This is a genomic window from Pseudomonas sp. Eqa60, from assembly GCF_018326405.1.
Lineage (GTDB): Bacteria > Pseudomonadota > Gammaproteobacteria > Pseudomonadales > Pseudomonadaceae > Aquipseudomonas > Aquipseudomonas protegens.
Genome location: NZ_AP024342.1, coordinates 5,934,255 through 5,959,967 on the forward strand (window position 1 = coordinate 5,934,255; position 25,713 = coordinate 5,959,967).

At 62.8% G+C, this 25,713-nt stretch carries 24 protein-coding genes, 4 tRNA genes and 1 pseudogene; 18 read left to right on the forward strand and 11 right to left on the reverse strand.

The window, feature by feature from the left end; all coding sequences use genetic code 11:
* Positions 1–2: 2 nt before the first annotated feature.
* The 10 genes and pseudogenes from folK to KI242_RS26895 all read left to right on the forward strand — a co-directional run bounded on the left by folK (position 3) and on the right by KI242_RS26895 (position 13,323).
* Positions 3–482: a 2-amino-4-hydroxy-6-hydroxymethyldihydropteridine diphosphokinase gene (folK, locus tag KI242_RS26850; protein ID WP_015637060.1), complete on the forward strand. Its 480-nt coding sequence runs from the start codon at positions 3–5 to the stop codon at positions 480–482.
* A gap of 394 nt (positions 483–876) precedes the next feature.
* A complete protein-coding gene (gene panB / locus KI242_RS26855; protein WP_011063511.1) occupies positions 877–1,677 on the forward strand; it encodes a 3-methyl-2-oxobutanoate hydroxymethyltransferase in 801 nt (266 codons plus the stop codon).
* Positions 1,674–2,534 carry a pantoate--beta-alanine ligase gene (gene panC, locus KI242_RS26860; protein WP_041119923.1) on the forward strand — a complete coding sequence of 287 codons (861 nt, stop codon included), beginning with the start codon at positions 1,674–1,676 and terminating at the stop codon, positions 2,532–2,534. The genes panB and panC overlap by 4 nt, the downstream gene beginning before the upstream one ends.
* A gap of 123 nt (positions 2,535–2,657) precedes the next feature.
* A pseudogene (locus KI242_RS26865) lies at positions 2,658–2,807 on the forward strand (aspartate 1-decarboxylase); the annotation flags it as partial.
* Positions 2,808–3,053: 246 nt separating this feature from the next.
* Positions 3,054–4,718, forward strand: coding sequence for a glucose-6-phosphate isomerase (gene pgi / locus KI242_RS26870; RefSeq protein ID WP_011063513.1), 1,665 nt, complete (start codon positions 3,054–3,056; stop codon positions 4,716–4,718).
* A gap of 128 nt (positions 4,719–4,846) precedes the next feature.
* A complete protein-coding gene (gene acs, locus KI242_RS26875) occupies positions 4,847–6,784 on the forward strand; it encodes an acetate--CoA ligase (RefSeq protein WP_212805695.1) in 1,938 nt (645 codons plus the stop codon).
* 53 nt (positions 6,785–6,837) lie between these two features.
* Positions 6,838–7,704 carry an oxygenase MpaB family protein gene (locus KI242_RS26880; protein ID WP_011063515.1) on the forward strand — a complete coding sequence of 289 codons (867 nt, stop codon included), beginning with the start codon at positions 6,838–6,840 and terminating at the stop codon, positions 7,702–7,704.
* A gap of 159 nt (positions 7,705–7,863) precedes the next feature.
* Positions 7,864–9,042: an acetyl-CoA C-acetyltransferase gene (locus tag KI242_RS26885; RefSeq protein WP_015637063.1), complete on the forward strand. Its 1,179-nt coding sequence runs from the start codon at positions 7,864–7,866 to the stop codon at positions 9,040–9,042.
* A 240-nt stretch (positions 9,043–9,282) separates the two neighbouring features.
* On the forward strand, positions 9,283–10,299 hold the full coding sequence (locus tag KI242_RS26890; RefSeq protein WP_041752589.1) for a class I SAM-dependent methyltransferase: 1,017 nt from the start codon (positions 9,283–9,285) through the stop codon (positions 10,297–10,299).
* Between the two features lie 105 nt (positions 10,300–10,404).
* The gene (locus KI242_RS26895; RefSeq protein ID WP_041752592.1) at positions 10,405–13,323 is read left to right on the forward strand and encodes a DUF748 domain-containing protein; all 2,919 of its coding nucleotides are present in this window, start codon (positions 10,405–10,407) and stop codon (positions 13,321–13,323) included.
* Positions 13,324–13,533: 210 nt separating this feature from the next.
* Here the strand turns inward: KI242_RS26895 and KI242_RS26900 are convergent, their stop codons facing one another.
* Positions 13,534–13,890, reverse strand: coding sequence for a BON domain-containing protein (locus tag KI242_RS26900; protein WP_011063519.1), 357 nt, complete (start codon positions 13,888–13,890; stop codon positions 13,534–13,536).
* Positions 13,891–14,118: 228 nt separating this feature from the next.
* Entirely contained in the window at positions 14,119–14,535 is a 417-nt protein-coding gene (locus KI242_RS26905) for a pilin (protein WP_011063520.1), read from the reverse strand.
* A 329-nt stretch (positions 14,536–14,864) separates the two neighbouring features.
* On the opposite strand from KI242_RS26905, the gene KI242_RS26910 reads away from it, so the two are divergent.
* From KI242_RS26910 to yacG, 4 genes are read left to right on the forward strand one after another with little or no spacing between them, the layout of a single operon-like run.
* Positions 14,865–16,082, forward strand: coding sequence for a type II secretion system F family protein (locus KI242_RS26910; protein ID WP_015637067.1), 1,218 nt, complete (start codon positions 14,865–14,867; stop codon positions 16,080–16,082).
* A gap of 2 nt (positions 16,083–16,084) precedes the next feature.
* The gene (locus KI242_RS26915) at positions 16,085–16,957 is read left to right on the forward strand and encodes an A24 family peptidase (protein WP_015637068.1); all 873 of its coding nucleotides are present in this window, start codon (positions 16,085–16,087) and stop codon (positions 16,955–16,957) included.
* Complete coding sequence (gene coaE / locus KI242_RS26920; protein ID WP_011063523.1) at positions 16,954–17,577, forward strand: dephospho-CoA kinase; 624 nt, start codon at positions 16,954–16,956, stop codon at positions 17,575–17,577. The genes KI242_RS26915 and coaE overlap by 4 nt, the downstream gene beginning before the upstream one ends.
* On the forward strand, positions 17,574–17,777 hold the full coding sequence (gene yacG / locus KI242_RS26925; protein WP_015637069.1) for a DNA gyrase inhibitor YacG: 204 nt from the start codon (positions 17,574–17,576) through the stop codon (positions 17,775–17,777). Before coaE ends, yacG begins: the two co-directional genes overlap by 4 nt.
* A gap of 19 nt (positions 17,778–17,796) precedes the next feature.
* Here yacG and KI242_RS26930 read toward each other — a convergent pair whose 3' ends face one another.
* The 3 genes from KI242_RS26930 to KI242_RS26940 form a co-directional block, all read right to left on the reverse strand.
* Positions 17,797–18,012, reverse strand: coding sequence for a hypothetical protein (locus KI242_RS26930; RefSeq protein WP_011063525.1), 216 nt, complete (start codon positions 18,010–18,012; stop codon positions 17,797–17,799).
* A gap of 63 nt (positions 18,013–18,075) precedes the next feature.
* On the reverse strand, positions 18,076–18,765 hold the full coding sequence (locus KI242_RS26935) for an energy-coupling factor ABC transporter permease (RefSeq protein ID WP_015637070.1): 690 nt from the start codon (positions 18,763–18,765) through the stop codon (positions 18,076–18,078).
* On the reverse strand, positions 18,762–19,229 hold the full coding sequence (locus tag KI242_RS26940; RefSeq protein ID WP_026019989.1) for a hypothetical protein: 468 nt from the start codon (positions 19,227–19,229) through the stop codon (positions 18,762–18,764). Before KI242_RS26940 ends, KI242_RS26935 begins: the two co-directional genes overlap by 4 nt.
* A 142-nt stretch (positions 19,230–19,371) precedes the next feature.
* On the opposite strand from KI242_RS26940, the gene KI242_RS26945 reads away from it, so the two are divergent.
* From KI242_RS26945 to KI242_RS26955, 3 genes are all read left to right on the forward strand, one after another.
* Positions 19,372–20,001 (forward strand): DUF1780 domain-containing protein, encoded by a 630-nt coding sequence (locus KI242_RS26945; protein WP_011063528.1) that lies wholly within the window; start codon positions 19,372–19,374, stop codon positions 19,999–20,001.
* A gap of 189 nt (positions 20,002–20,190) precedes the next feature.
* Positions 20,191–20,364, forward strand: coding sequence for a DUF3094 family protein (locus KI242_RS26950; protein WP_015637073.1), 174 nt, complete (start codon positions 20,191–20,193; stop codon positions 20,362–20,364).
* Between the two features lie 60 nt (positions 20,365–20,424).
* Positions 20,425–21,723, forward strand: coding sequence for an NAD(P)/FAD-dependent oxidoreductase (locus KI242_RS26955; RefSeq protein WP_011063529.1), 1,299 nt, complete (start codon positions 20,425–20,427; stop codon positions 21,721–21,723).
* A gap of 57 nt (positions 21,724–21,780) precedes the next feature.
* On the opposite strand, the gene KI242_RS26960 is transcribed toward KI242_RS26955, so the two are convergent.
* Positions 21,781–22,671: a proline iminopeptidase-family hydrolase gene (locus KI242_RS26960; protein WP_212805696.1), complete on the reverse strand. Its 891-nt coding sequence runs from the start codon at positions 22,669–22,671 to the stop codon at positions 21,781–21,783.
* Positions 22,672–22,766: 95 nt separating this feature from the next.
* Positions 22,767–23,525, reverse strand: coding sequence for a LuxR family transcriptional regulator (locus KI242_RS26965; protein ID WP_011063531.1), 759 nt, complete (start codon positions 23,523–23,525; stop codon positions 22,767–22,769).
* A gap of 284 nt (positions 23,526–23,809) precedes the next feature.
* On the opposite strand from KI242_RS26965, the gene KI242_RS26970 reads away from it, so the two are divergent.
* Entirely contained in the window at positions 23,810–25,021 is a 1,212-nt protein-coding gene (locus KI242_RS26970; protein WP_019093217.1) for an aminopeptidase P family protein, read from the forward strand.
* 223 nt (positions 25,022–25,244) lie between these two features.
* On the opposite strand, the gene KI242_RS26975 is transcribed toward KI242_RS26970, so the two are convergent.
* From KI242_RS26975 to KI242_RS26990, 4 genes are all read right to left on the reverse strand, one after another.
* Positions 25,245–25,321 (reverse strand) — tRNA-Pro (locus KI242_RS26975).
* A gap of 95 nt (positions 25,322–25,416) precedes the next feature.
* Positions 25,417–25,492 (reverse strand) — tRNA-Lys (locus KI242_RS26980).
* A 5-nt stretch (positions 25,493–25,497) separates the two neighbouring features.
* Positions 25,498–25,574: transfer RNA gene (locus tag KI242_RS26985), tRNA-Pro, on the reverse strand.
* A gap of 9 nt (positions 25,575–25,583) precedes the next feature.
* Positions 25,584–25,659 (reverse strand) — tRNA-Asn (locus KI242_RS26990).
* Positions 25,660–25,713 lie beyond the last annotated feature (54 nt).

The following is a 25,713-nucleotide window of genomic DNA, read 5'->3' on the forward strand; positions in this document are numbered from 1 at the left end:
AGATGGAACGCATCTACATCGGCATGGGCAGCAATCTGGCAGCCCCTGAAGCACAACTGCGCAGTGCCACCGAGGCCCTCGCGCAGTTGCCCGAAAGCCGCCTGCACGGCGTATCGGCCTTCTACCAGAGCGACTCATTGCTCCCAGGCCAGCCACGCTATACCAACGCCGTCGCGGCGCTGGACAGCGCGCTGGCGCCGCTAGCCCTGCTGGACGCCTTGCAGGCCATCGAAAACCAGCAAGGCCGCGAGCGAAATGAGCGCTGGGGCCCACGTACCCTGGATCTGGACATCCTGTTGTTCGGCGATCGACTGATCGACGAACCCCGCCTCAAAGTCCCCCATTACCACATGCAGGCGCGCCCCTTCGTGCTCTACCCGTTGGCGGAACTGGCCCCTGCCGACCTGCAACTGGCTGACGGCCGCACCCTGCACGAACTGCTCGCTGCCTGCCCATTTGTCGGCCTGGAACGCCTGGCCTGACCGCTGAAACGCATCAGTAACGGCGGTAACACTGGCAGCGTAACAATGCGGTAACACATCTAATTGACTTCCCGAGTTCTCCTCACGACTATAGGCGTCCCGTTGCCGCCATCACGGCGCTAAAGGGCGCAATTCAAGTGAGGCCGGTTCGCGGCGAGCCCGGGAAACGCCAGGCAGGGGCAGTTGTGCAACGGCGGTGGCACCCGCTGGCATGGCACCTCTTCTGGGCACAGAATGATGGGCCCGACGCCACAGGCGCGACTCCCGCAAGCCCGTTCAAATCGCTTGGAACCAGGCTGTATAAGCACGACAAAAGACCGTGCGCCTGAATAACGAAGAATCACGCGCGTTACTCGCAGTAGTTTCCAAAGCGCCTGAAATGAGGACCCCTTTCATGCCAGATATCACTCTGACCACCCTGCAAAGCCTCAAGCAGAAAGGTGAGAAAATCACCATGCTGACCTGCTACGACGCCACCTTCGCCCACACCTGCTGCGAGGCAGGCGTCGAAGTCCTGCTGGTAGGCGACTCCCTGGGCATGGTGCTGCAAGGACACGACAGCACCCTGCCCGTCAGCACCGCTGACATGGCCTATCACGTCGCGGCGGTCAAGCGCGGCAACAACGGGGCACTGATCCTGGCCGACCTGCCATTCATGTCCTACGCCACCACTGAACAGGCCCTGAGCAGTTCGGCCCAGCTGATGCAGGCCGGCGCCCATATGCTCAAGATCGAAGGCGCAGCCTGGCTGGCCGAGCCGGTGCGCCTGCTGAACGAGCGTGGAGTGCCGGTCTGCGTGCACATGGGGCTGACGCCACAGACCGTGAACGTTCTGGGCGGCTACAAGGTCCAGGGCCGCAATGAAAGCCAGGCACGGCAGATGCGTGCCGATGCCATCGCCCTGGAGCAGGCCGGCGCGGCAATGCTGCTGCTGGAGTGCGTGCCCAGTGAACTGGCGGCGGAAATCACCCAGGCGGTGAAGATCCCGGTAATAGGTATCGGTGCCGGCAATGCTACCGACGGCCAGGTCCTGGTGCTCCACGACATGCTGGGGCTGTCCCTCAGTGGTCGCTCGCCGAAGTTCGTGAAGAACTTCATGGCAGGCAAGGACAGTATCCAGGCCGCCTTGAGCGCCTATGTCGAAGAAGTCAAAGCCGTCACCTTCCCTGGCGCCGAACACGGGTTCTCTGCATGAATACAGTCAAAACCGTGCGCGAATTGCGCGCCGCGGTCGCGCGCGCGCGCAGTGAGGGCAAGCGGATCGGCTTCGTGCCCACCATGGGCAACCTGCACAGTGGCCACGCCGCCCTGGTGGCCAAAGCCGCCCAGCGGGTGGACTTCGTGGTCGCCAGCATCTTCGTCAACCCACTGCAGTTCGGTGCCGGCGAAGACCTGGACAAGTACCCACGCACCCTCGCCGCCGACCAGGAAAAATTGCTGGAAGCCGGTTGCCACCTCCTGTTTGCCCCCAGCGTCGAAGAAATGTACCCCGACGGCATGGCCGGGCAGACCCGGGTCAGCGTTCCCCAGCTGTCCGAAGGCCTGTGCGGCGCCAGCCGTCCCGGGCATTTCGAAGGCGTGGCTACAGTGGTCAGCAAGCTGTTCAACATGGTCCAGCCCGATCTCGCGGTGTTTGGCCAGAAGGACTACCAGCAGTTGGCAGTGATTCGGGCCCTGGTGCACGACCTGAACATGCCGATCCAGATCATCGGTGAGCCAACGGTACGTGCCGCCGACGGCCTCGCCCTGTCGTCGCGCAACGGCTACCTGAGCGAAGAGCAGCGCGCTATCGCCCCGGTGCTGTACCGCAGCCTGAGCCAGATTGCCCAGGCCATCAGGAACGGCGAACGCGACTATCCCAAGCTTGTGGCCGAACAACAGCAGCAGCTTGAAGCCGCCGGTCTGCGCCGTGACTACCTGGAAATCCGCCAGGCACAGAACCTGCGTCCAGCCACCGCGCAAGACCGTGAACTGGTGATTCTTGTAGCAGCCTATCTGGGCGCGACACGGTTGATCGACAACCTGCACCTGGACCTCGACACACCGGCATGAACGCCCGATTGCCCGAACTCCAACCTTCGGGCAAACTGCCGCCGGCTGGGGCCTGCAGCCCATGACTGCGGGCCCCGTTCAAGGATCCGCCCCAGGGAACACCCCATGTACACCATCATGTTCAAGGCCAAGGTCGGTGATCGAGCGACCCTCTGTACCTATGCTCCCTGCAGTGAAGCCGAACCGCTCGGTTCCAGGCCGCGCATGCTGCACATGGCCCCTGGCAATGAGCAGAGCCTTACCAGCCCTGCGATTGCGGATCAGGTCGCCTGACGCTTCCCCCTATTTCTACCCATTGAAAACCCGAATCCAGACCAGGCAGGCCCGCTGAGTACAAAATAGTACTGGCCACCAGTCGGACAAAGCCAAGACAGAACAGCACGCCGGGGTTACTGTTATCCCCCCGAGTGATTAAACGTATCAGCACAAGGCCGGCCCAACGGGTCCTTGAGACCGCGCAGGACGTTCCGGGCTTTTCAGTGTCCAAAAGGCAGTTCAAGCAAAAGGAAAACCGCAGCGATGGCGTACTACCGCACTCCTCATGACGTTACCGCTCTGCCCGCCTGGCAAGCGTTGAAAGACCACCGCCAAGCCATGCAGGATTTCAGCATGCGCGAGGCGTTCAATGCCGATCCGCAGCGCTTCAGCCAATTCACCCTGAGCAGCTGCGGGCTGTTTCTCGACTATTCGAAAAACCTGATCACCAGCGAAACCCGCGACCTGCTGGTGAACCTGGCCAAGGAAGTCGGCCTCTCAGACGCCATCAAGTCCATGATCACCGGCGAACTGGTCAACGCTTCCGAAGGCCGCCCGGCCTTGCACACCGCACTGCGCCGCCCGGTGGGCGACAAGCTGTCGGTGAACGGTGTCAACGTGATGCCAGAAGTGCACAAGGTACTGAACCAGATCACCGAGCTGGTGGGCCGCATCCACGACGGCCTGTGGCGCGGCTACACCGAGAAGCCCATCACCGACGTGGTGAACATCGGCATCGGCGGCTCCTTTCTCGGCCCGGAACTGGTCTCCGAAGCGCTGTTGTCCTACGCCCAGAAAGGCGTGCGCTGCCATTACCTGGCGAACATCGATGGCAGCGAATTCCATGAGCTTTCTGCGAAAATCCGTGCAGAAACTACGCTATTCATCGTTTCCTCCAAGTCTTTCAATACCCTCGAAACCCTGAAGAACGCCCAGGCAGCACGGGCCTGGTACCTGGCCCAGGGCGGCTCGGAGGCCGAACTGCACCGCCACTTCATCGCCGTGTCGAGCAACAATGCGGCGGCAGTGGCCTTCGGCATTCGCGAAGAGAACATCTTCCCGATGTGGGACTGGGTCGGCGGGCGCTACTCGCTGTGGTCCGCCATCGGCCTGCCGATCGCCCTGGCCATCGGCATGTCCAACTTCAAGGAGCTGCTGTCCGGTGCCTACACCATGGACCAGCATTTCCAGAGCGCCCCATTCGAACAGAACATGCCGGTGCTGCTGGCGCTGCTGGGCGTGTGGTACGGCAATTTCTGGGGCGCGCAGAGCCACGCGATCCTGCCGTACGACCACTACCTGCGCAACATCACCAAGCACTTGCAACAATTGGACATGGAATCCAACGGCAAGAGCGTGCGCCAGGACGGCACTCCGGTGGCCACCGATACCGGCCCGGTGATCTGGGGCGGCGTGGGCTGCAACGGCCAGCATGCCTACCACCAGTTGCTGCACCAGGGCACCCAATTGATTCCGGCCGACTTCATCGTGCCGATCGTCAGCTTCAACCCGGTGGCCGACCACCATCAGTGGCTGTACGCCAACTGCCTATCCCAGAGCCAGGCACTGATGCTGGGCAAGACCCGCGCCGAAGCCGAGAGCGAACTGCGCGAGAAAGGCCTGAGCGAAGCCGAAATCGCGAAACTGGCACCGCACAAGGTGATTCCCGGCAACCGTCCGAGCAACACTCTGGTGGTGGAGCGCATCAGCCCGCGGCGCCTTGGCGCACTGGTGGCGCTGTATGAACACAAGGTGTTCGTGCAAAGCGTGGTCTGGGGCATCAACGCCTTCGACCAGTGGGGCGTGGAGCTGGGCAAGGAGCTGGGCAAAGGCGTCTACAACCGTCTGGTCGGCAGCGACGAAACCCTGGCCGACGACGCATCGACCCAAGGCCTGATCAACTACTTCCGCGGCCGTCACCGCGGCTGATCGACCCTGTCACCCCAGGAGCCGGCCACACCGGCTCCTGTCCGGGCCCCGGCCCTTCCCCACTTGAACCTTCCCGGCACTTGTGCGCACCCTTATGACTTGTCGCAAAACAAGAATAAGGAACCGTCATGTTCGATATCAGCACTTTTCCGAAAGCCGATGCCGTCCGCCGGGCGGCACAAATGAGTCAGGACGACTACCACCACCTCTACCGCCAGTCCATTGAGCAGCCGGACCAGTTCTGGGCCGAGCAGGCCAGGCGCTTCCTGCACTGGAGCAGCCCCTGGGACAGCGTCCACAGCCACGACATGCGCACTGGCGAGGCCAACTGGTTTCGCGGTGGCCAACTCAACGTCAGCTACAACTGCATCGACCGTCATCTGGAAAAACGCGGCCATCAGGCGGCGATCATCTGGGAAGGTGACAACCCGGCAGACTCCCAGCGCATCACCTACCAGGAACTCCACGACCGGGTCTGCCGCCTGGCCAACGTGCTGAAAAGCCGTGGCGTGAAGAAGGGCGACCGGGTGTGCATCTACATGCCGATGATTCCCGAAGTGGCCTACGCCATGCTCGCCTGCACCCGGATCGGCGCGGTGCATTCGGTGGTGTTCGGCGGTTTTTCGCCGGAGGCCCTGCGCGACCGCATTCTCAATGCCGACTGCCGCACCGTGATCACCGCCGATGAAGGCGTGCGCGGCGGCAAACTGATTCCGCTGAAGAGCAACGTCGACAAGGCCCTGCTCAGTTGCCCGGATGTCAGCAGCGTGCTGGTGGTCGAGCGCACCCGCAACCCGGTGAACTGGGTGCCAGATCGCGACATTTCCTATGAACAGGCCGTGGCTGGCGCCAGCAACCAATGCGCCCCCGAGCCGATGGACGCCGAAGACCCGCTGTTCATCCTCTACACCTCCGGCAGCACCGGCAAACCCAAGGGCGTGCTGCACACCACCGGCGGCTACCTGCTACAGGCCGCCATGACCTTCAAGTACGTGCTGGACTACCGCGACGGTGAGGTCTTCTGGTGCACCGCCGACGTCGGCTGGGTCACCGGCCACAGCTACATCCTCTACGGCCCCCTGGCCAACGGCGCGACCACGCTGATCTTCGAAGGCGTGCCCAACTACCCCAGCACCTCGCGTTTCTGGGAGGTGGTGGACAAGCATCAGGTGAACATCTTCTACACCGCGCCCACCGCTCTGCGTGCCCTGATGCGCGAAGGCAGCGCCCCGCTACAGAACACCTCCCGCGCCAGCCTGCGCTTGCTCGGCAGCGTCGGCGAGCCGATCAACCCGGAAGCCTGGGAGTGGTATTTCAACGTGGTCGGCGAACAACGCTGCCCGATTGTCGATACCTGGTGGCAGACCGAAACCGGCGGCATCATGCTCAGCCCCCTGGTCAGCGCCCGGCAGATCAAGCCCGGATGCGCCTCGACCCCGATGTTCGGCGTACAACCGGTGCTGCTGGACGACCAGGGCAAGGAAATCCATGGGGCAGGCAGCGGCATCCTGGCAATCAAGGCCAGTTGGCCGGCGCAGATCCGTAGCGTCTATGGCGATCCCAAGCGCATGGTCGAAACCTATTTCGCTCCCTACCCCGGCTATTACTTCACCGGTGATGGTGCCCGGCGCGACGAGGATGGCAGCTACTGGATCACCGGGCGCATCGACGACGTGATCAACGTTTCCGGGCACCGCATCGGCACCGCCGAAGTGGAAAGCGCCCTGGTGCTGCACGACAGCATCGCCGAAGCGGCGGTGGTCGGTTACCCCCATGATCTCAAGGGCCAGGGAATCTATGCCTTCGTCACACCGATGCAGGGCGTCGAGCCCGACGAGGCACTGAAGAAGGAACTGCTGGCCCTGGTCAGCCGCGAGATCGGCAGTTTCGCCAAGCCGGAGCTGATCCAGTGGGCTCCGGCCCTGCCGAAAACTCGCTCGGGCAAGATCATGCGGCGTATCCTGCGCAAGATCGCCTGCAACGAACTGGATACCCTGGGTGACACTTCGACCCTGGCGGACCCCAGCGTGGTGGACGGCCTGATCGACAAACGCCTGAACGTTTGAAACCGGCGCGGCATCCGCCGCGCTTCTTTTTTAAATAGCCACACCGAGCTGTCATGGAATTCATTCGCAGCCGCATCGAAAGCCAGGTCATGAGCCTGTCCGGCCTGTCTCTGGGCCAACTCGACCTGGAACATCCCAAAGGTGACCCCGGCCTGTTCGGGCCGGGGTCCGTCAGTTGGCAGGTGCACGCCGACTTCAGCAGCATGCTGATCGGCGGCATCAGCGCCCTGTTGATGCAGGCCCTGCATCCTCTGGCCTTGGCCGGCGTCTGGGATCACTCGAACTTTCGCCAGGACATGATCGGCCGGCTGCGCCGCACCGGGCAGTTCATCTCCGGCACCACCTTCGGCTCCCGCCAGGACGCCGAATGGCTGATCGACAAGGTACGCAGCATTCACTTGCACATAGTCGGCACCGCCCCCGATGGCCGCCCCTATGCCGCCAGCGACCCCGATCTGCTGACCTGGGTTCACGTGGCTGAGGTCAGCAGCTTTCTTGCCGCGCACTTGCGTTACCTCAACCCTCATCTCTCCGGGGCTGACCAGGATCGCTACTACGACGAGATCGCCCTGATCGCCGAACGCCTGGGAGCCCGGGACGTGCCGCGCTCGCGACGCGCCGTGGCCGACTACCTGCAGGCCATGCGCCCCCAACTGCTCTGCGACCAGCGCAGCCGGGAGGTCCTGCGCCTGCTGCTGGCTGCCCCAGCCCCCAGCCGCCTGGCCAAACCCTTCGGTTCGTTGATGATGCAGGCCGGCATCGACCTGCTGCCGGACTGGGCCAGCGCCATGCTCGAGGTCAATCAGAACCCGCTGCAACGCCAACTGATTCGTGCCAGCGTCAAGCGCAGCACGCCGATGCTGCGCTGGGCGGTACGGGACAGTTCCGTGCACCGGGCGAAACGACGCATGGGCCTGTAAAAACCGACCGTTCAAGCACAACCCGACCGGCCGGTTCGCGATTGGCCGGCTCCCGGGGTTGTGTGCAACCATGATTTCGCCAATTTCCAGTGCCTGTGCCGCCCGGCCAACACCCGCACCACGCCACAGGTCCCCGCCACCGAACACAAGGACCCGATCATGCAAGACGTCGTAATCGTTGCCGCCACCCGCACCGCCGTGGGCAGTTTCCAGGGCTCCCTGGCGAACATTCCCGCCGTTGACCTGGGCGCCGCGGTCATCCGCCAATTGCTGGCCCAGACCGGCATCGACCCGGCCCAGGTCGACGAAGTGCTCATGGGCCAGGTGCTCACCGCCGGCGCCGGGCAGAACCCCGCCCGCCAGGCCGCGATCAAGGCCGGCCTGCCCCACGCGGTACCCGCCATGACCCTGAACAAGGTCTGCGGCTCCGGCCTCAAGGCCCTGCACCTGGGCGCCCAGGCCATCCGCTGCGGCGATGCCGAGGTGATCATCGCCGGCGGCCAGGAAAACATGAGCCTGTCCAACTACGTGCTGCCCGGCGCCCGCACCGGCCTGCGCATGGGCCACAGCCAGATGGTCGACTCCATGATCAGCGACGGCCTGTGGGATGCCTTCAACGACTACCACATGGGCATCACCGCCGAGAACCTGGTGGAGAAATACGGCATCAGCCGTGAAGCCCAGGACGCCTTCGCCGCCGCTTCCCAACAGAAAGCCGCGGCGGCCATCGAGGCCGGGCGCTTTGTCGACGAGATCACCCCGATCCAGATTCCCCAGCGCAAGGGCGAGCCGCTGACCTTCGCCACCGACGAACAGCCGCGCCCCGGCACCACCGCCGAGGCCCTGGCCAAGCTCAAGCCGGCGTTCAAGAAAGACGGCAGCGTCACCGCCGGCAACGCCTCGGCGCTGAACGACGGCGCTGCCGCGGTGATGCTGATGAGCGCCAGCAAGGCCCGGGCCCTGGGCCTGCCGGTGCTGGCAAAAATTGCCGCCTACGCCAACGCCGGCGTCGACCCGGCGATCATGGGCATCGGCCCGGTCTCGGCCACCCGCCGCTGCCTGGACAAGGCCGGCTGGACCCTGGACCAGCTGGACCTGATCGAAGCCAACGAAGCCTTCGCCGCGCAGTCGCTGTCGGTGGCCCAGGAACTGGAATGGGACGCCAGCAAGGTCAACGTCAACGGCGGTGCGATCGCCATCGGCCACCCGATTGGTGCATCGGGCTGCCGGGTGCTGGTGACCCTGCTGCATGAAATGATCAAGCGTGATGCCAAAAAGGGCCTGGCGACCCTGTGCATCGGCGGCGGCCAGGGCGTGGCCCTGGCGATCGAGCGCTAACCTCCGCGCAAAACCGCCCTCCTTGTAGGAGCTGGCTTGCCAGCGAAGGTGCCCGTGAGAGCGCTTTCGCCAGCAAGCTGGCTCCTACAGGCAAGGCGCGTGCACGATCGCCTTCGCCAGCAAGCTGGCTCCTACGGGCAAGGCGTGCGCATGATCGTCTTTGCCGGCAAGCTGGCTCCTACAACGGACGGGACGCTGGTAAACTGCCGCGCCTCACTCCTCAGCTCCAAGGCGCTCCGCATGTCCTCCTTGAATCAGGCGCTGCGCGCCGCTCTCGATCACCGCCAGGACCTGCTCGCCGAGCTGCATCAGCAAGGCACCGACTGCTATCGCCTGTTCCACGGCAGCCAGGAGGGTGCCGGCGGCCTGACCATCGACCGCTATGGCCCGCAATTGCTGGTACAGAGCTTTCACCAGACGCTGGAACGCGACGCCCTGCTGCAACTGCACGACAGCATCAATCAGCATCTGAACCTGTCGACCCTGCTGGTCTACAACGACCGCTCCCGGGGCAACTCGCGGATCGACCGCGAAGACTCGGTGTACCGCGCCGAAGAGGCTGCCCTCGAGGACCTGGTTGGCCACGAATGGGGCCTGAATTACCGCGTGCGTGGACGCCACGCCGGGCAGGACCCACTATTGTTTCTCGACCTGCGCAACGCCCGTGGCTGGGTCAAGCAACACAGCGCGGGTAAAAGCGTGCTCAACCTCTTCGCCTACACCTGTGGCGTAGGCCTCAGCGCCGCAGCTGGCGGCGCGCGCGAGGTGTGCAACCTGGACTTCGCCGAGGGCAACCTGGCCGTCGGACGGGAGAACGGCCAGCTCAACCCGCAATTGCCACAGATGCAGTTCGTGCAGTCGGACTATTTCCCGGCCATCCGCCAACTGGCGGGCCTGCCCATCAGCCAGCGCCGCGGGCAGAAACTGCCCAGCTATCCGCGCCTTGAACAGCGCCAGTACGACCTGGTACTGCTGGACCCGCCAGCCTGGGCCAAGAGCGCCTTCGGTACGGTCGACCTGCTGCGTGATTACCAGAGCCTACTCAAGCCGGCACTGCTGGCCACCGCCGAAGACGGCGTGCTGATCTGCTGCAACAACCTGGCCAAGGTCTCGATGCCGGACTGGCGTGAACAAGTATTGCGCTGCGCCGAGAAGGCCGGGCGTCCGGTGCGCGACTGCCAGGTCTTGGTACCCGCCGTGGACTTCCCTTCCCAAGACGGGCAACCCCCACTGAAAACCTTGATCCTGCAACTTTGACCAAGAGCAGGAAATCTGAACAATCCTGAAGACTGGAGTGGTTTCGGAACCGTAAACGCGTGCCATACTCCAAGGCACTTCCGATTCAGATAGATGAAGCCTCGCATGACCAAAGGATTGATTCGCGCTCTTTGCGCCTTGTTGACCGCTCTCGCCCTTTACAGTCTGCTGGGCTTTCTGATTCTGCCGGGCATTGCCTTGCGGGTGGCCAACCAGCAATTGGCCAACTACGCCACCACCCCAGCCCATATCCAGCGCATCGAGCTCAATCCCTTCAGCCTGGAGCTGACCCTCTGGGGCCTGAGCATCGGTGAACCTGGCAAGGAGCAGATCGCCTTCGATCGCCTCTACGCCAATCTGCAATTGGACAGCCTGTGGAAACGTGCGCTGCACCTGGCGGATGTCGAGCTGGACCAGCCCAAGACCGAAATCCTCTTCGACAAGGAAGGCAAGCTCAACCTCCTGGCCCTGTTCAAGCTGCCGGCCAGCGAACCGACCCCAAGCGACCCCAACGCCAAACCCTTCCCGGTACGCATCGAACGCATCAATCTGGCCGGCGGCTACCTGCATTTCCAGGACCTGCGCCCCAGCGAACCCATCGAATTCCTCTACAACAAGCTCGATTTTGAGCTGAAGAACCTCAGTACCCTGCCGGACGACAGCGCCGACATGACGCTGGTGGCCACCGGCCCCGAGGGCGGGCAGATCGACTGGAGCGGCAACTTCAGCGTGACGCCGCTGACCTCCGAAGGCACCTTGAAAGTCACCGACGGCAAGATGAAAGCCTGGTGGCCCTATGTGCGCGATGCGGTGCCGCTGGTGCTGGAAGACGGCGTGGTCAACCTCAGTACCCACTACAAATTCAGCCTGACCAAGGAAACCGAGCTGCTGCTGGACAACACCTCCATCAGCGTCGCGCCCTTTGCCATCAAGGCCCCGGACGGTCGCCCACTGGCGCGTCTGGAGCGCCTGGACGTCAGCGAAACCACAGTCGACCTGGCCAAGCAGCACGTGATTGTCGGCAAGGTCCGCAGCCAAAAGCTCGAAACCTGGGCCGCCCTTGAAGCCGACGGCCAGTTGGACTGGCAAAAGCTCTTCGCCAGTCAGCCGGCCAAACCGGCGCCAAAACCCGAGCCGGCCGCCGCCGACGCCCCCAAGGAACCGGCAGTACCGAGCAAACCCTGGCAGGTGCTGCTCAAGGACGTGCAACTGCGCAACTACCAGGTGCACCTGGCCGATCGCAAGGCCAAGCCCGCCGTAGCCCTGGAGCTGGGGCCGCTGAACCTGGACCTGCAGAACTTCGACAGCCTCAACCAGTCGCCCTTCACCCTCAAGCTCGATACTGGCCTGGGCAAACAAGGCAAGGTCAACGCCACTGGCGAGGTCAACCTCAACCCCGTCAGCGCCAAACTCAAGGTGCAGACCCGGGACATCGACCTGCGCGTCGCCCAGTCCTATATCAGCCCGTTCATCCGCCTGGAACTGCGCAGCGGCATGCTCGGCAGTGACCTGGCAGTGGACCTGAAGAAAGTCGAACCCCTGACTTTCAGCGTCACCGGCCGGGCCAATGTGGACCAGTTGCACACCCTGGACACCCTCAAGACCCGCGACTTCGTGAAATGGAAACAAGTGGTGGTCGAAGGCCTGAACTATCAGCACGGTGACAGCCTGACCATCAGCCGGGTCAACCTGATGCAGCCCTATGCACGCTTCATCATCAACGATGACCGCACCACCAATATCGACGACCTGCTGATTCCACAACCACCCAGCAGTGGTGGCAAATCCTCGACGAAGTCCGAGCCCAGCTCAAGCAAGCCCCTGGGCATCCACATCGGTGAAATCGCCATCAACGACGGTTCGGCGAACTTCGCCGACCTGAGCCTGACGCCTAACTTCGCTACCGCCATCCAGCAGCTCAACGGCCATGTCGGCACCATCGACAGCCGCCAGGCCAAGCCGGCAGACGTGGACGTCAAGGGCAAGGTCGACCGCTATGCGCCGGTGACCATCAAGGGCAGCGTCAACCCGTTCGATCCGATGGCCGCCCTGGATATCGCCACCAGCTTCAAACGAGTTGAACTGACCACCCTGACCCCCTACTCCGGGAAATTCGCCGGTTTCCGCATCCGCAAGGGCCGGCTCAACCTCGACCTGCACTACATGATCACCAAGGGCCAGCTCAAGGCCGAGAACAAACTGGTGGTCGAGCAGTTGCAACTGGGGGAAAAGGTCGACAGCCCGGACGCCGTGGATCTGCCGATCCGCCTGGCAGTGGCCTTGCTGAAAGATACGGACGGCAAGATCTCCATCGAGCTGCCTATCTCCGGTGATTTGAACAACCCGCAGTTCAGCGTGATGCCGATTGTCTGGCAGACCCTGCGCAATCTGGTGCTGCGCGCCGCCCAGGCACCCTTCAAGTTCATTGGCGGGCTGGTCAGCGGTGGTGGCTCGGAAGACCTGAGCAACGTGTCCTTCGCTCCAGGCTCCAGCGACCTGAGCAAGGAATCCGAGTCGGCCCTGACCACCCTGGCCAAGGCGCTCAAGGAGCGTCCGACCCTGCGCCTGGAAATCGAAGGTACCAGCGCCCAGAGCAGTGACGGCCCGCTGATCGCCGAGCAGCGGCTGGAGCGCGAATACCAGTACAACTACTACAAGATCCTCCAGCGCCGCGGTGACAAGGTCCCCGCCCAGGCGTCCCTGCTGCAGGTTCCCGAGGGCGAAAAAGCCCCTCTGCTGGAAGGCATCTACCGCACCCGCCTGAAACAGCAGCCGCCGGCGGAATGGACCCAGCTCAGCCGCGACGAACGCAGCGCCAAGCTGCGTGAAGGTTTGATCAAGTTCTGGAGCAGCAGCGACGTGCTGTTGCGACAACTGGGTCAGGAGCGCGCCAGCAGCATCAAGGACTTCCTGGTGGACAAGGGCCAACTGGCCGACGACCGGGTCTACTTCATCGATGCCAACCTGGGCCAGGCCGAAAGCGATGGCCGGGTCGTCACCCCGCTGCACCTGGACAGCGAATAAACCTCTCGCGCCGGGCTCCACCCAGCCCGGCCGGTATCTCCTGCAGCGCCTGCCTGGCGCCCACAATAGAACAGGCCCCGACACTCAGTGCCGGGGCCTGTAATGATCACTTCCCTGTGATCTTCCGCATGAACCCTTTTGAGAAGCGGCAGACGTATCACTCGGCTCGTCTACCGCACCCTCTCCCTGTCCAGGCGAGAAGCGTGAGTGTTACTCGGCTTTCAGGCCGTCAGCAGAAACTGCCTTGACGCCTTTGATTTTCTTGGTGATGGCCACGGCGGTAGCTTTCTGAGCCTCGGTTACCGCAACAGTGGACGACAGCGAAACAACGCCCTTGTTGGTTTCAACCTTGATGTCGGTGCCAGGAATGCCTTTCTCGGTTACCAGATCGCTTTTCACTTTGGTGGTGATCCAGGTATCGGAGGTGGCCTCTTTGGCCTTGGTCACTTCACCGGCAGCCACCACCATGGGCGACTGGGTGTTTTGAGTGGTCTGCGCAAATGCTGCGTTAGCCATGGTCAGGGTCAGAGCGGTAGCAGTTGCGGCAGCGATAGCGAACTTCTTCATACGAGTAACTCCTGTTCTTTAAGAAAGCCTGCGCCGTGTCCTGGCAACAGGGTTATGAGGGATATTGCAGGTGCTGTGCCAAGTCTGGGAGCCTATAAATATTCATAAAAATCAATAAGTTATAAAATCCAAAATAATTCGGCATCATGCAAAATGCATGACTGCCCGCCAATCTGCATGCAAGTTGCGGCTTTTTCAGCGCGGCCTGGCCAATCGTGAAAAGCCTCCTCAAGCCCCCTCCGCACCACAGCCTTTGGGCGCATAGTCGGCCTCCACAGTGGTGGTGCATGTCCATCCTGAAGTCGCCGAACGGGTCAGGGTCAGGGTCTTGTTCAGCACCGGCCCCGGCGCATTGAGCAGGGTGCAGCCAATGCTTCCTTCACCGGTGGCCGCCGTCCCGCCGGCACTCATCCGGCAGTTGGCGGTCTGGGCCGTGCCCCCGGCCAGGGCCAGGGTCGGATCGGTCCCCTGGTTCAGCAGATCCTCGACGTTGACCTTCAGGGCCGACGCCTCGGCCAGGGCGGCAATCACCTTGGCCCGCGCCTGGTACTTGGCATACATCGGCATCGCCACGGTGGCGAGGATGCCGATGATGGCTACCACCACCAGCAATTCGATCAGGGTAAAACCGGATTGATGTTTCATGGGTTGCCTCCTGGCATGGACGAATGTTGCATGAGCACAAAGGCGTGAAGCACAGCCTGTGCCAGGGGATAACCCACGGATTACGTGGCCTGCAGGCGCGATAGCCCATGGCCTTGAGCGCAAGGAGTCGCACAAACTGACAAATTTCGTCAGCCCCTGCCCCTCTCGGGCAGCGCCTCGCCAGCTAGGCTTGGACAGGTGCATGGCGACCCGACAGTCGGCTCGCGCCCCCACCAAGGAACGTCCGGGGGTCAGGGTGATCTATCACCCGTTCGAACACAGCAGGGCGCTTGCGCCTCCCTATCCACCCTTGCACCAAGGATCGAACCATGGCGGTAAAAGCACCCGCGACCAGTGTCTATCTCTGGCACGGCACCGACAGCCAGGGCCGCCCCCTCACCGGAGAACTCAGCGCCGCGACCCCGGCCCTGATCAGGGCGCAATTGCGCAGACAGGGCATCACCCCAACCCGAGTCCGACGCAAACCCAAGGGCTGGCTGCGCCTGCATCAGCGAGTAGGGGCACGGGACATTGCCCTGCTCACCCGGCAGTTGGCCACGCTGATGCAGGCCGGGGTGCCGCTGCTGCAATCCTTCGACATCATTGCCGAAAGTTTCGAGCATCCGCAGATGCGTCAACTGCTGGCCAGCCTCAAGCGCGACATCGAGGCCGGCTCCAGCCTGGCCACGGCATTGCGCAGACAGCCGCGCCACTTCGACCCGCTGTACTGCAACCTGGTGGACGCCGGCGAGCAGGCCGGCGCCCTGGATACCCTGCTGGAAAGAGTCGCCACCTATAAGGAAAAGAGCGAGAACCTGAAGGCGCGGCTGAAGAAAGCCATGGTCTATCCCTTGGCGGTGATCGGCGTGGCGGTCGTGGTCAGCAGCATCCTGCTGCTCAAGGTGGTCCCCCAGTTCCAGAGCTTGTTCGCCGGTTTCAATGCCGAGCTGCCACTGCTCACCCAGTGGGTCATCGCTCTGTCACATTTCATCCAGCAGCAGGGGGCGCTGCTGCTGGCTGCCGGTGTGCTGGGCGGGCTCGCAGCGCGCCTGGCCTATCAGCGCTCCCCGAGCTTGCGTGACCGCCTGGATGTCGGCCTTTTGCACATGCCCCTGGCCGGGCCACTGCTGCATAAATCCGCGGTGGCCCGCTACGCACGGACCCTGGCCACCACCTTCGCCGCCGGCGTTCCCCTGGTACAGGCCCTGGATTCAGTGGCCGGAGCCAGCGGCAACCCTGTCTTCAGGCAAGCGGTGCAACGGATCCGCCAGCAGGTCGCCGCCGGCATGCAATTGAACTTTGCCATGCGCGCCAGCGGCGTCTTCCCGACCATGGCGATCCAGATGACCGCCATCGGCGAAGAGTCCGGAACCCTGGATCATCTGCTGGAAAAAGTCGCGATCCATTACGAGGTCGAGGTGGACAACCTGGTGGACAGCCTGACCAGCCTCATGGAGCCGTTGATCATGGTGGTCCTGGGGGGTATCGTCGGCGCCCTGGTGGTTGCCATGTACCTGCCTATCTTCCAACTCGGTACAGCGATCTGAACATGCCCCTGACTGACGCCCTCACTCTCTACCCCATGGCATTCGTGGCTGCGGCCCTGGTATTGGGCCTGATCGTCGGCAGCTTTCTCAACGTGCTGGTGTGGCGCCTGCCGAAAATGCTCGAACGCGACTGGCGAGCCCAGGCCCGCGACGTGCTGGGGCTGGAGCCGGAACCAGTGACTGCGCCCTATAACCTGATGCTGCCGCGCTCCCAGTGCCCGCACTGTGCGCAGGCAATCCGCCCCTGGGAAAACATTCCGCTGCTCAGTTACCTGTGGCTGCGTGGCCGCTGCGCCCACTGCAATAGCTCCATCAGCCCGCGCTACCCGTTGACCGAACTGGCTTGCGGGCTGATCTCGGGTTTTATCGCCTGGCACTTCGGCTTCGGCTGGGCGGCCGGGCTGATGCTGATCCTCAGTTGGGGGCTGCTGGCAATGAGCCTGATCGACGCCGATCACCAGTTGCTGCCGGATGTGCTGGTGCTGCCACTGTTGTGGCTGGGGCTGATCGCCAACAGTTTCGGCCTGCTGATCAGCCTGGAGGATGCGCTGTGGGGGACGGTGATCGGCTACCTGTTCCTGTGGTCGGTGTTCTGGCTGTTCAAGCTGCTGACCGGCAAGGAGGGCATGGGCCACGGTGATTTCAAGCTGCTGGCCCTGTTCGGGGCCTGGGGCGGCTGGCAGATCCTGCCGCTGACCCTGCTGCTGTCATCCCTGTTGGGGGCGATTCTCGGCACGATCCTGCTGCGCCTGCGCCGGGAAAAGACCTCGACGCCAATCCCCTTTGGACCCTTTCTGGCCATTGCCGGCTGGATTGCCTTGCTCTGGGGTGGTCAAATAACCGACTTCTATCTGCAGTTTGTCGGTTTCCAATGACTCGCTCCGTTAACACACCCTGGACCCTCGGCCTGACCGGCGGCATCGGCAGCGGCAAAAGTGCCGCCGCCCAGCACTTCATCGACCTGGGGGTACATGTGATCGATGCCGATCATGCCGCCCGCTGGGTAGTGGAGCCCGGCCGCCCGGCCCTGGAACAGATTGCCCGGCACTTTGGCCAAGGCGTGCTGCAGGCCGACGGCCAACTGGATCGCGCGGCTCTGCGCAAGCTGATCTTCGAGGTACCCGAACAGCGTCGCTGGCTGGAGGCCCTGCTGCACCCGCTGATCGCCGAGGAAATTGTCAGCCACCTGGCCCGCGCCGAATCGCCCTACGCAATCCTGGTGTCGCCGCTGCTGATCGAATCCGGCCAGTCGCGGATGACCCAGCGGATTCTGGTGATCGACGTGCCCCAGCAACTGCAGATCGAGCGTACCCTGCAGCGCGACCAGATCAGCGAACAGCAGGTCCAGGCGATTCTCCAGGCCCAGGCCAGCCGTGAGGAACGCCTGCGCCATGCCGATGACGTGCTGGTCAACGACCGCGACCACGCCTGGTTGCGCAGCGAGGTCGAGCGCCTGCATCACTTTTACCTAACTTTGCGTGGAGGCCAGTCATGAGCCAACCCCTGACCGTCGAATGCCCAACCTGTGGCGCCCCTGTGGAATGGACCGCGACCAACATCAACCGGCCCTTCTGTTCCGATCGCTGCAAGCTGATCGACCTGGGCGCCTGGGCTGCCGAGGAGCACAAGATTCCGGTGAGCCCGGATGCCGAGGACGAGCTGTTCTCCGAAGAGCTGCCCCCTCGCGCTCACTGAGTGCTCACCCCGGCGCCGGTCAGGGCCGCATGAAGCTGTAGTCCTGATCGTCGTCGAGGTTCTCCGCTAGAAACTGCAGCTCGTCTGCCAGGTCCTCGATGCTGCGCACACTCTTGCTTTGCTGCACCACCGCACTGAGCAGGGCGCGCAGGCTCAACCCCGGTTCAAAACCTTCCTGCTGAGCATTGTGCAGACTGTCGCGCACTTCCTGCCGGGCCCACTGGTAGACACTCATGACCGCACTCCTGAGATTTTTACCGAGCATGCAGCCCGGCAAAACACCGTGGATTGATATGGATCAAGGGCGCGGATCCTCGTCTTTCCAGGGCGCCGACAGGTAGCGGGTGCGGTTGAAGGTTTCCAGCCATTCCGGGCAGAACACCACCAGGGCGCTGATCACCATGCCGTTGATAAAGGCTTCCGGGAAGATGATCAGCCACAGGTAGCCGACAAAATCTTCCAGCCATTCGGGCATGGCAAAGCGTTCGTCGAACCACAGCAGGCCCAGGCCGCAGAGCAGGCATAACAATGCCGAGAGTGCCGCGGCAAAGAACCCCGAGCAGAAGATATAGACGAAGGGACTGCGCGGTTGGGCCCGTTCCACCAGCCAGGCGCAGGCCTCGGTGACCGCCACCGGCAGCAGGATCAGCAAGGCTCCATTGACCCCCAGCGCCGCCAGGTCCTGCCGGCCCAGGGCCAGCAGGCCCAACTGTGCGATCAAGCCGCCAACTATCGCCAGCGGCCAGTCCAGCAGCAGGGTTACTGCGGTCATGCCGATGAAGTGGTAGGAGACCCCGGTGTCGAAATCCCGGCGCACCAGCCACAGCAGAAACAAGGCGAACACCGTGCCAAACAGCAAGTGCTGGCGCCGGCTGTCGGTAAACAGCTCGACCCAGGGCGCCCGCAGTACCGCCCAGATCAGTACTGGCACATACAGCAGCCAGCCGCCAATCAGGCTTTGCGGCGACAGCAGCGCCGCGCTGATCATGGCTGGGCCCGCTCCAGCGCCGCAGCCAATTGCGCGGCCGTGGCGAACGCCTGCCGGGCGACCAGTTGCCCATCCTGCAGCTGCAGCCACAGCACCTGATCCTCGGCGGCGGGATAGCGTGGTGCCACGCGCCCATCGCGATCGAGCATCACTCGGTAGGGGTAATCCTTCATGGCCGGCACCGCAAACAGTTTGGCGATCACTGTCGGCATGCGCTGGATATCGGCGACAAACACCCCGTGGCGCTCCTGCAGGTAGCCCTTGGGTTTGTCCTTGAGCGCCGCGTTCACCACTTTGGCGGCGTCCATGCTGCGTGCCACCAACAGGATCCGCGCCTGGGAATCGAGGCTGTAGGGCTGGTCGAATTGATCCAGCAGGGTCCAGGGCGCCAGGCGCTCTCCTATTTCCAGGGCCTGGGCCCACAACGGCAACAGGGCCAGCAACAGCATTGACCAGCGCTTCACTGCGCACTCCTTATCGAATGGTTGGACGGCAAACAGTCTACACCGCCCTTGGGCAGGCTCCAGCGAGGTTGCCGGCAACGCCTGCGGAGGTTTTTGCACGGCCGTGGTTTTTAAGGTCATATTTGAGCGCTAAGCTTGGGGTATGGATGACTCAGATTTTTTGCGCCTGCTTACCATCCAGGCCGAACAAGCCAACGCGTTCCTGTCCAATGCCCGCAAATGGGAGCGTGAGCGTTGGGTCTGCCAGCGCCTGCTGCAAGGCCTGAACATTCCCTACCGCAACGACGAGTTCACCGCCGCCGGGCAAGAGCCCCCCGATGTGCTGTTTCGCGAGGCCAGCTTCGAAGTGTTCTTCGTCCTCGACGAAGGCCGCAGGCTCAACGATGAATGGCGCGACGAATTGCAGCGCCGGCGCAGCGCGTTCTCCCTGAGCCAGCTGGTGCGCCGCGAAGCCAAGCCCAAGCGCATCCCGGCTAGCGAACTGTTGCTGCGCCTGGCACCGACCTTGCGCAAGAAGGCCCACAACTATCAGGAGCGCGGAATGAACCTCGGCGAGCTGGACATCATTGCCTTCGCCGCCCTGAAACGCGAAGTCCTGGACCTCAACAGCCACTTCCCGCCCCCCACCGAATACCTGCGCCAGGGCTGGCGCTCGCTGTCCCTGGTGGGGCCGACGTTCGCCCGCGTGCTGTTCGCCCACCCGGATGCGCCGGAGTTCCTGCGCAGCAACCTGGGCCGCAGCATCCTCTTCGACGTCGGCATCAGTTTGTAACGCCGGTCAATGCGGCCTGTGTAGCCATGGCGCAATCCGCCCGGCAATGGTAAAAAAGCACACTTGCCTGCCAACGCCGGGCCCGTGCCAGCGAGCCCTCACGCGGCAGCGGCTATGCTCCGTTCATGCCGGATAACACCGCGCTGTAACATTCCTCAACGTTGCGACGTCTATCTGACGAGGTCTTTTATGAGCAGCCGCCTGAACCCCGACGACCAACGCCATGTCGAAGAATACCTGCAACTGCCCCAGCATCGAGTCGAGCGCCGGCCCTTCCGGCCGTGGATGCTCCTCGTGGTGGTGATTGCGGTGACTGTCGCCCTGGGCCTGTTGAGCCGTTTCATCAGTTACCTGACGCTATGAGCTGCTTCGCGCTCGCTCGGTTGACTGCACCGATTTCTTTTAGCCTTGCGAGATATCCCCATGACTCATCGTATTGTCATCGTTGGCGGCGGCGCCGGCGGCCTGGAGTTGGCGACCCGCCTGGGTAAGACTCTGGGCAAGCGCGGCACCGCCAGTGTGATGCTGGTGGACGCCAACCTGACCCACATCTGGAAACCGCTGCTCCACGAAGTGGCTGCCGGTTCGCTGAACTCTTCCGAAGACGAACTCAACTACGTCGCCCAAGCAAAATGGAACCACTTCGAGTTCCAGCTGGGCCGCATGAGCGGGCTCGATCGGCAGCGCAAGAAGATCCAACTGGCCGCCACCTACGACGAAGAAGGCGTGGAGCTGTTGCCGGCCCGGGAGCTGGGCTACGACACCCTGGTGATCGCCGTGGGCAGTACCACCAACGACTTTGGCACCCAGGGCGCGGCCCAGCATTGCCTGTTCCTCGACACCCGCAAGCAGGCCGAGCGTTTCCACCAGCAACTGCTCAACCACTACTTGCGAGCCCATGCCGGGCAGACCGATGCCGTGGAGCAGATCAGCGTGGCCATCGTCGGCGCCGGCGCCACTGGCGTGGAACTGGCGGCAGAACTGCACAACGCGGCCCATGAACTGGCGGCCTACGGGCTGGACCGGATTCTCCCGGAAAACATGCACATCACCCTGATCGAGGCCGGGCCACGGGTGCTGCCTGCCCTGCCCGAACGCATCAGCGGCCCGGTGCACAAAACCCTGGAGAAACTCGGGGTCAAGGTGCTGACCAACGCCTCGGTCAGCGAAGTGACCGCCGACAGCCTGATCACCGCCGACGGCCAGACCATTCCCGCCAGCCTCAAGGTCTGGGCCGCGGGCATTCGCGCGCCAGGCTTCCTCAAGGACATCGACGGCCTGGAGACCAACCGCATCAACCAACTGCAGGTACTACCGACCCTGCAGACCACTCGCGACGAGAACATCTTTGCCTTCGGCGACTGCGCCGCCTGCCCGCAACCAGGCAGCGACCGCAATGTGCCGCCACGGGCCCAGGCCGCGCACCAGCAAGCCTCGTTGCTGGCCAAGTCGCTGAAGCTGCGCATCGAAGGCAAGGACCTGCCGACCTACAAGTACACCGACTACGGCTCACTGATCTCGCTGTCGCGCTTCTCGGCGGTGGGCAACTTGATGGGCAACCTCACTGGCAGCGTGATGCTCGAAGGCTGGCTGGCGCGGATGTTCTACATCTCGCTGTATCGCATGCACCAGATGGCGCTGTACGGAGTCTTCCGCACCGCGATGCTGATGCTTGGCAGCCGAATCGGCCGCGGTACCGATCCACGCCTGAAGCTGCACTAGGCCCCTGAAAAACCACGCCCCCCGCTACGTAACGTAGCGGGGGCTGCTGGCGTGCGGTTACAGGCATTCATCGAGAAAATTCACGACGGTGCCCATGCAGGCGACCCGCTCCTCGACGTGGGGCATGTGGCTGGAGTGTTCGAACAACGCCAGGCGAATGCCGGGAATCTTCTCCAGGTAGGGTCTGACCACAACTGGCGTGGCTTCATCGTAGCGGCCACAGATCAAAAGCGTCGGCACCTCGATGCGTTCCAGGCGCTCGACGATGCTCCAGTCCCGCAGGTTGTCCATCAGCGGAAAACCTCCCCCCCGCTCCGCGCCATCGGTACCACGGCCCTGGGCAAACATCCGCGCCACCTCTTCAGGCCACGGGCGCAGCCGACATACATGCCGTTCAAAGTACAACTGCCAGGCCTGCACATATTCGGCGCCACGAGGGGAGCCCGGCTGCTCATGCCAGGCCAGCACCTGCAACGCTTCCTCAGGCAGGGCTGCGCGCAGTTTCAGGGTCTCGGCTTCCCAGGTGCGCATGTCGGCTGGCGCATTGGCCAGGATCAGCGCACGCAAGCCGGCCGGCGCGCGCACCCCGTGCTCGCTGGCCAGCGCAGCTCCCCAGGAGTGACCCAGCAGGGCGTAGTCCTGGCTGATGCGCAGGTGGTCCAGGAGGTTGTCCAGCTGCTCCAGGTAGAATTCAAGGCTCCAGAACGACGGCGGCTTGCCATCCAGACGAGTGGAGAGGCCACTTCCCAGGTGATCGAATTGAACGATCGCCCGACCACTGGCGGCCACATCCCTGAAGGCGTCCAGGGTGTCATGGGTGCAGCCCGGACCGCCGTGCAGAATCACCAGGGGCGTAAGTCCGCTGTGCAGATCCCCGGTGACCCGATACCACGTCTGATGGACGCCAAAGGAGGCATAGCCTTCCAGTGGTGGTTTGCTTGCATTCATTGCGCATCGCTCCCTGATGACAATCAGCCTGTGTCGTTCAATCTTCCGTTCCGCGCTCCGACGCCTCCAGTGCGGCAGAGCCTGTGCTACTCGCCTCAGTTACCCAGCAGGCGATAGTGAACCGCGCGAACCACCGCCTGAACCCGATTCCTGGCGCCCAGCTTGTGCATCGCCGAGGTCAGGTGCAGGTTGATCGTGGCCTGCGAACGCTGCAGGCGCTCGGCAATCTCGCCGGAAGTCATGCCCTCTGCAGCCCATTTCAGGCACTCGCGTTCACGCCGGGTCAGATCAACCGGATAACTGCGAACGCATTTGCTGAGCTGTGGATAGAGATGCTCCTGCAACGCATGAGCAAGCAGGGTGAAGTGGCCCTGAACCTGTTGCAAGTCCTGTAATGCCACCGTGGCATTGCCGGAGCGCAAACCGGTGAGGCTGGCGAAACCGCCCCTGGGTAAATGGATGGGCACGGTCATGCCGTGGGCCATTTGATGATGGTGCAGGTAACTGGATACCGGAGCGTGCTGCTGCCCGAGGGCCTGACGCAGGACGGTTTCCGCCTCGGGCTTGTAGGACCAGATAAAGGGCGAGGAGCTGTCCAGAGCAACCTGCTGGACCGGGTCGATATGGTAGTAACCCTGATCGCACCAGAGCTCCAGCCAGTCTCTGGGGGTATTGCAGACCATGGCACTGGGGATGATCAGCTCGCCTGCCTGATCGAAAGGCACCGGGCTGTAGTCATAAACCAGGGCATCGAAACCCAGTTCCGAGGCCAGTGTCATGGTTCCCGTCATTCGCTCATGCAGCGAGTTTCCGGACAAAAGATGGGTATCAAATTCCGCGAGCCTGCTCTGCATCCTTGCCGCTTCCTTACTGTTGATCCTTAACAGCGAAGGGCCAGAATGCCACGCCCGGCAGCAACGGGCCAGGCAAAACCTATAAGAAATACCAGGTTTGCGGCACAACCAGCGCTTGCCCCAGCGTCATCGGCGCCCATGGCCATGACCCGCAAAACAGCGCTGACAACCAGCTCAAGGTCGGTACCGCACATGCCTGCCCCCGCCCTATCTGCTGCAATGCAGTGTCACGGCCCACCCCGTGTGGCGCCATGCATCGCTCATAGCAGACAAGGACCCAGGCCATGCAGATGCCCCAGACGCTTGAGTTGCACAACGGTGACAAAGCCCCTGCCACCTTCTCCCCCAAAGAATACGCTCGACGCCTGGGCGCCCTGCGGGCCTACATGGCGCAACAGGACATTGACGCCGCGCTGTTCACCTCGTACCACAACATCAACTACTACGCCGGCTTCCTGTATTGCTCCTTCGGCCGCCAGTACGCCCTCGTGGTGACCCAGGACCACAGCGTGCTGATCAGCGCCAATATCGACGGCGGCCAACCGGGGCGGCGGGCGACCTGCGATGCCCAGGTGATCTACACCGACTGGCAGCGGGGCAATTTCTTCGTCGCGGTCAAGCAGGCCCTGCCCCGCGCTTCGCGCCTGGGGCTGGAGTTCGATCATCTGACCCTGCCCAATCACCGGGCCTTTGCCGAGCTCTATCCCCAGGCACAGTTACTGGACATCGCCGCGCCCTGCATGAACCTGCGCATGCTCAAGTCCGCCGAAGAGCAAGCGCTGATCCGCCAGGGTGCGCGGATTGCAGACATCGGCGGGGCCGCCGCCATCGAAGCCCTGCACGACCAGGTACCGGAATACGAAGTGGCCGGACACGCCACCCAGGCCATGGTGCGGGCGATTGCCGAGGCGTTTCCGGGGGCCGAACTGATGGATACCTGGACCTGGTTTCAGTCCGGGCTCAATACCGATGGCGCCCACAATCCACTGACCTCGAGACGGGTCAGCCCAGGAGAAGTGCTGAGCCTCAACTGCTTCCCGATGATCGCCGGCTACTACACCGCCCTGGAGCGCACGCTGTTCCTCGGCCATTGCCCCGACGCCTGCCTACGATTGTGGGAGATCAACGTCCAGGTGCATGAAGCCGGGCTGCAACTGGTCAAGCCCGGCGCACGCTGCAGCGATATCGCTCGACAACTGAACGCCCTCTACCTGGAACACGACCTGCTGCAATACCGTACCTTCGGCTATGGCCATTCGTTCGGCATCCTCAACCACTACTATGGGCGCGAGACCGGGCTGGAGTTTCGTGAGGATGTGGAGACCATTCTTGAGCCCGGCATGGTGGTGTCCATCGAACCGATGATCAGGCTGCCCGAAGGCCTGCCCGGTGCCGGCGGTTATCGGGAACACGACATCCTGATCGTCGACGAGCACGGCGCGTGCAATATCACCGGGCTGCCGTACGGGCCGCGGTACAACATCATTGGCAGTTGACTCAACTGCCTGGAAAACGCCCTCCCCCACAGAAAAGGCTCGCCGCTTCAGCCATGACTCGAGTCATCAGCCAAATACAGTGACGGAGAACATTCAGCACAAGCACAATCGAGGCATCAAGGGCCGTAGGTACCCTACCCAGGCTCGACGCCAGCGGGGCTGCGAACTTTTCCACGGACATACGAAAAAGGGCACCTCAATGAGGTGCCCTTTTTCGTGAATATGGTCGGGGTAAGGGGATTCGAACTCCTGACATCCTGCTCCCAAAGCAGGCGCGCTACCGGACTGCGCTATACCCCGGTAAAAAAAAGGCACCTTCTAGAGGCGCCTTCTTCGAACAGCGCTTTTGGCCTCTGTTCTTAAGATTCGATTCCAGCGCTAACTGGTTTCAAAAATGGTGGGTCGTGTGGGATTCGAACCTACGACCAATTGGTTAAAAGCCAACTGCTCTACCAACTGAGCTAACGACCCAAAAATGGTCGGGGTAAGGGGATTCGAACTCCTGACATCCTGCTCCCAAAGCAGGCGCGCTACCGGACTGCGCTATACCCCGGTTTGAAATTGGCTCCGTGACCAGGACTCGAACCTGGGACCCAATGATTAACAGTCATTTGCTCTACCGACTGAGCTATCACGGAACTACATATTTCAAGTTACAACTTTTTACTTCATCCTCTTCGACTTGTTCGTAT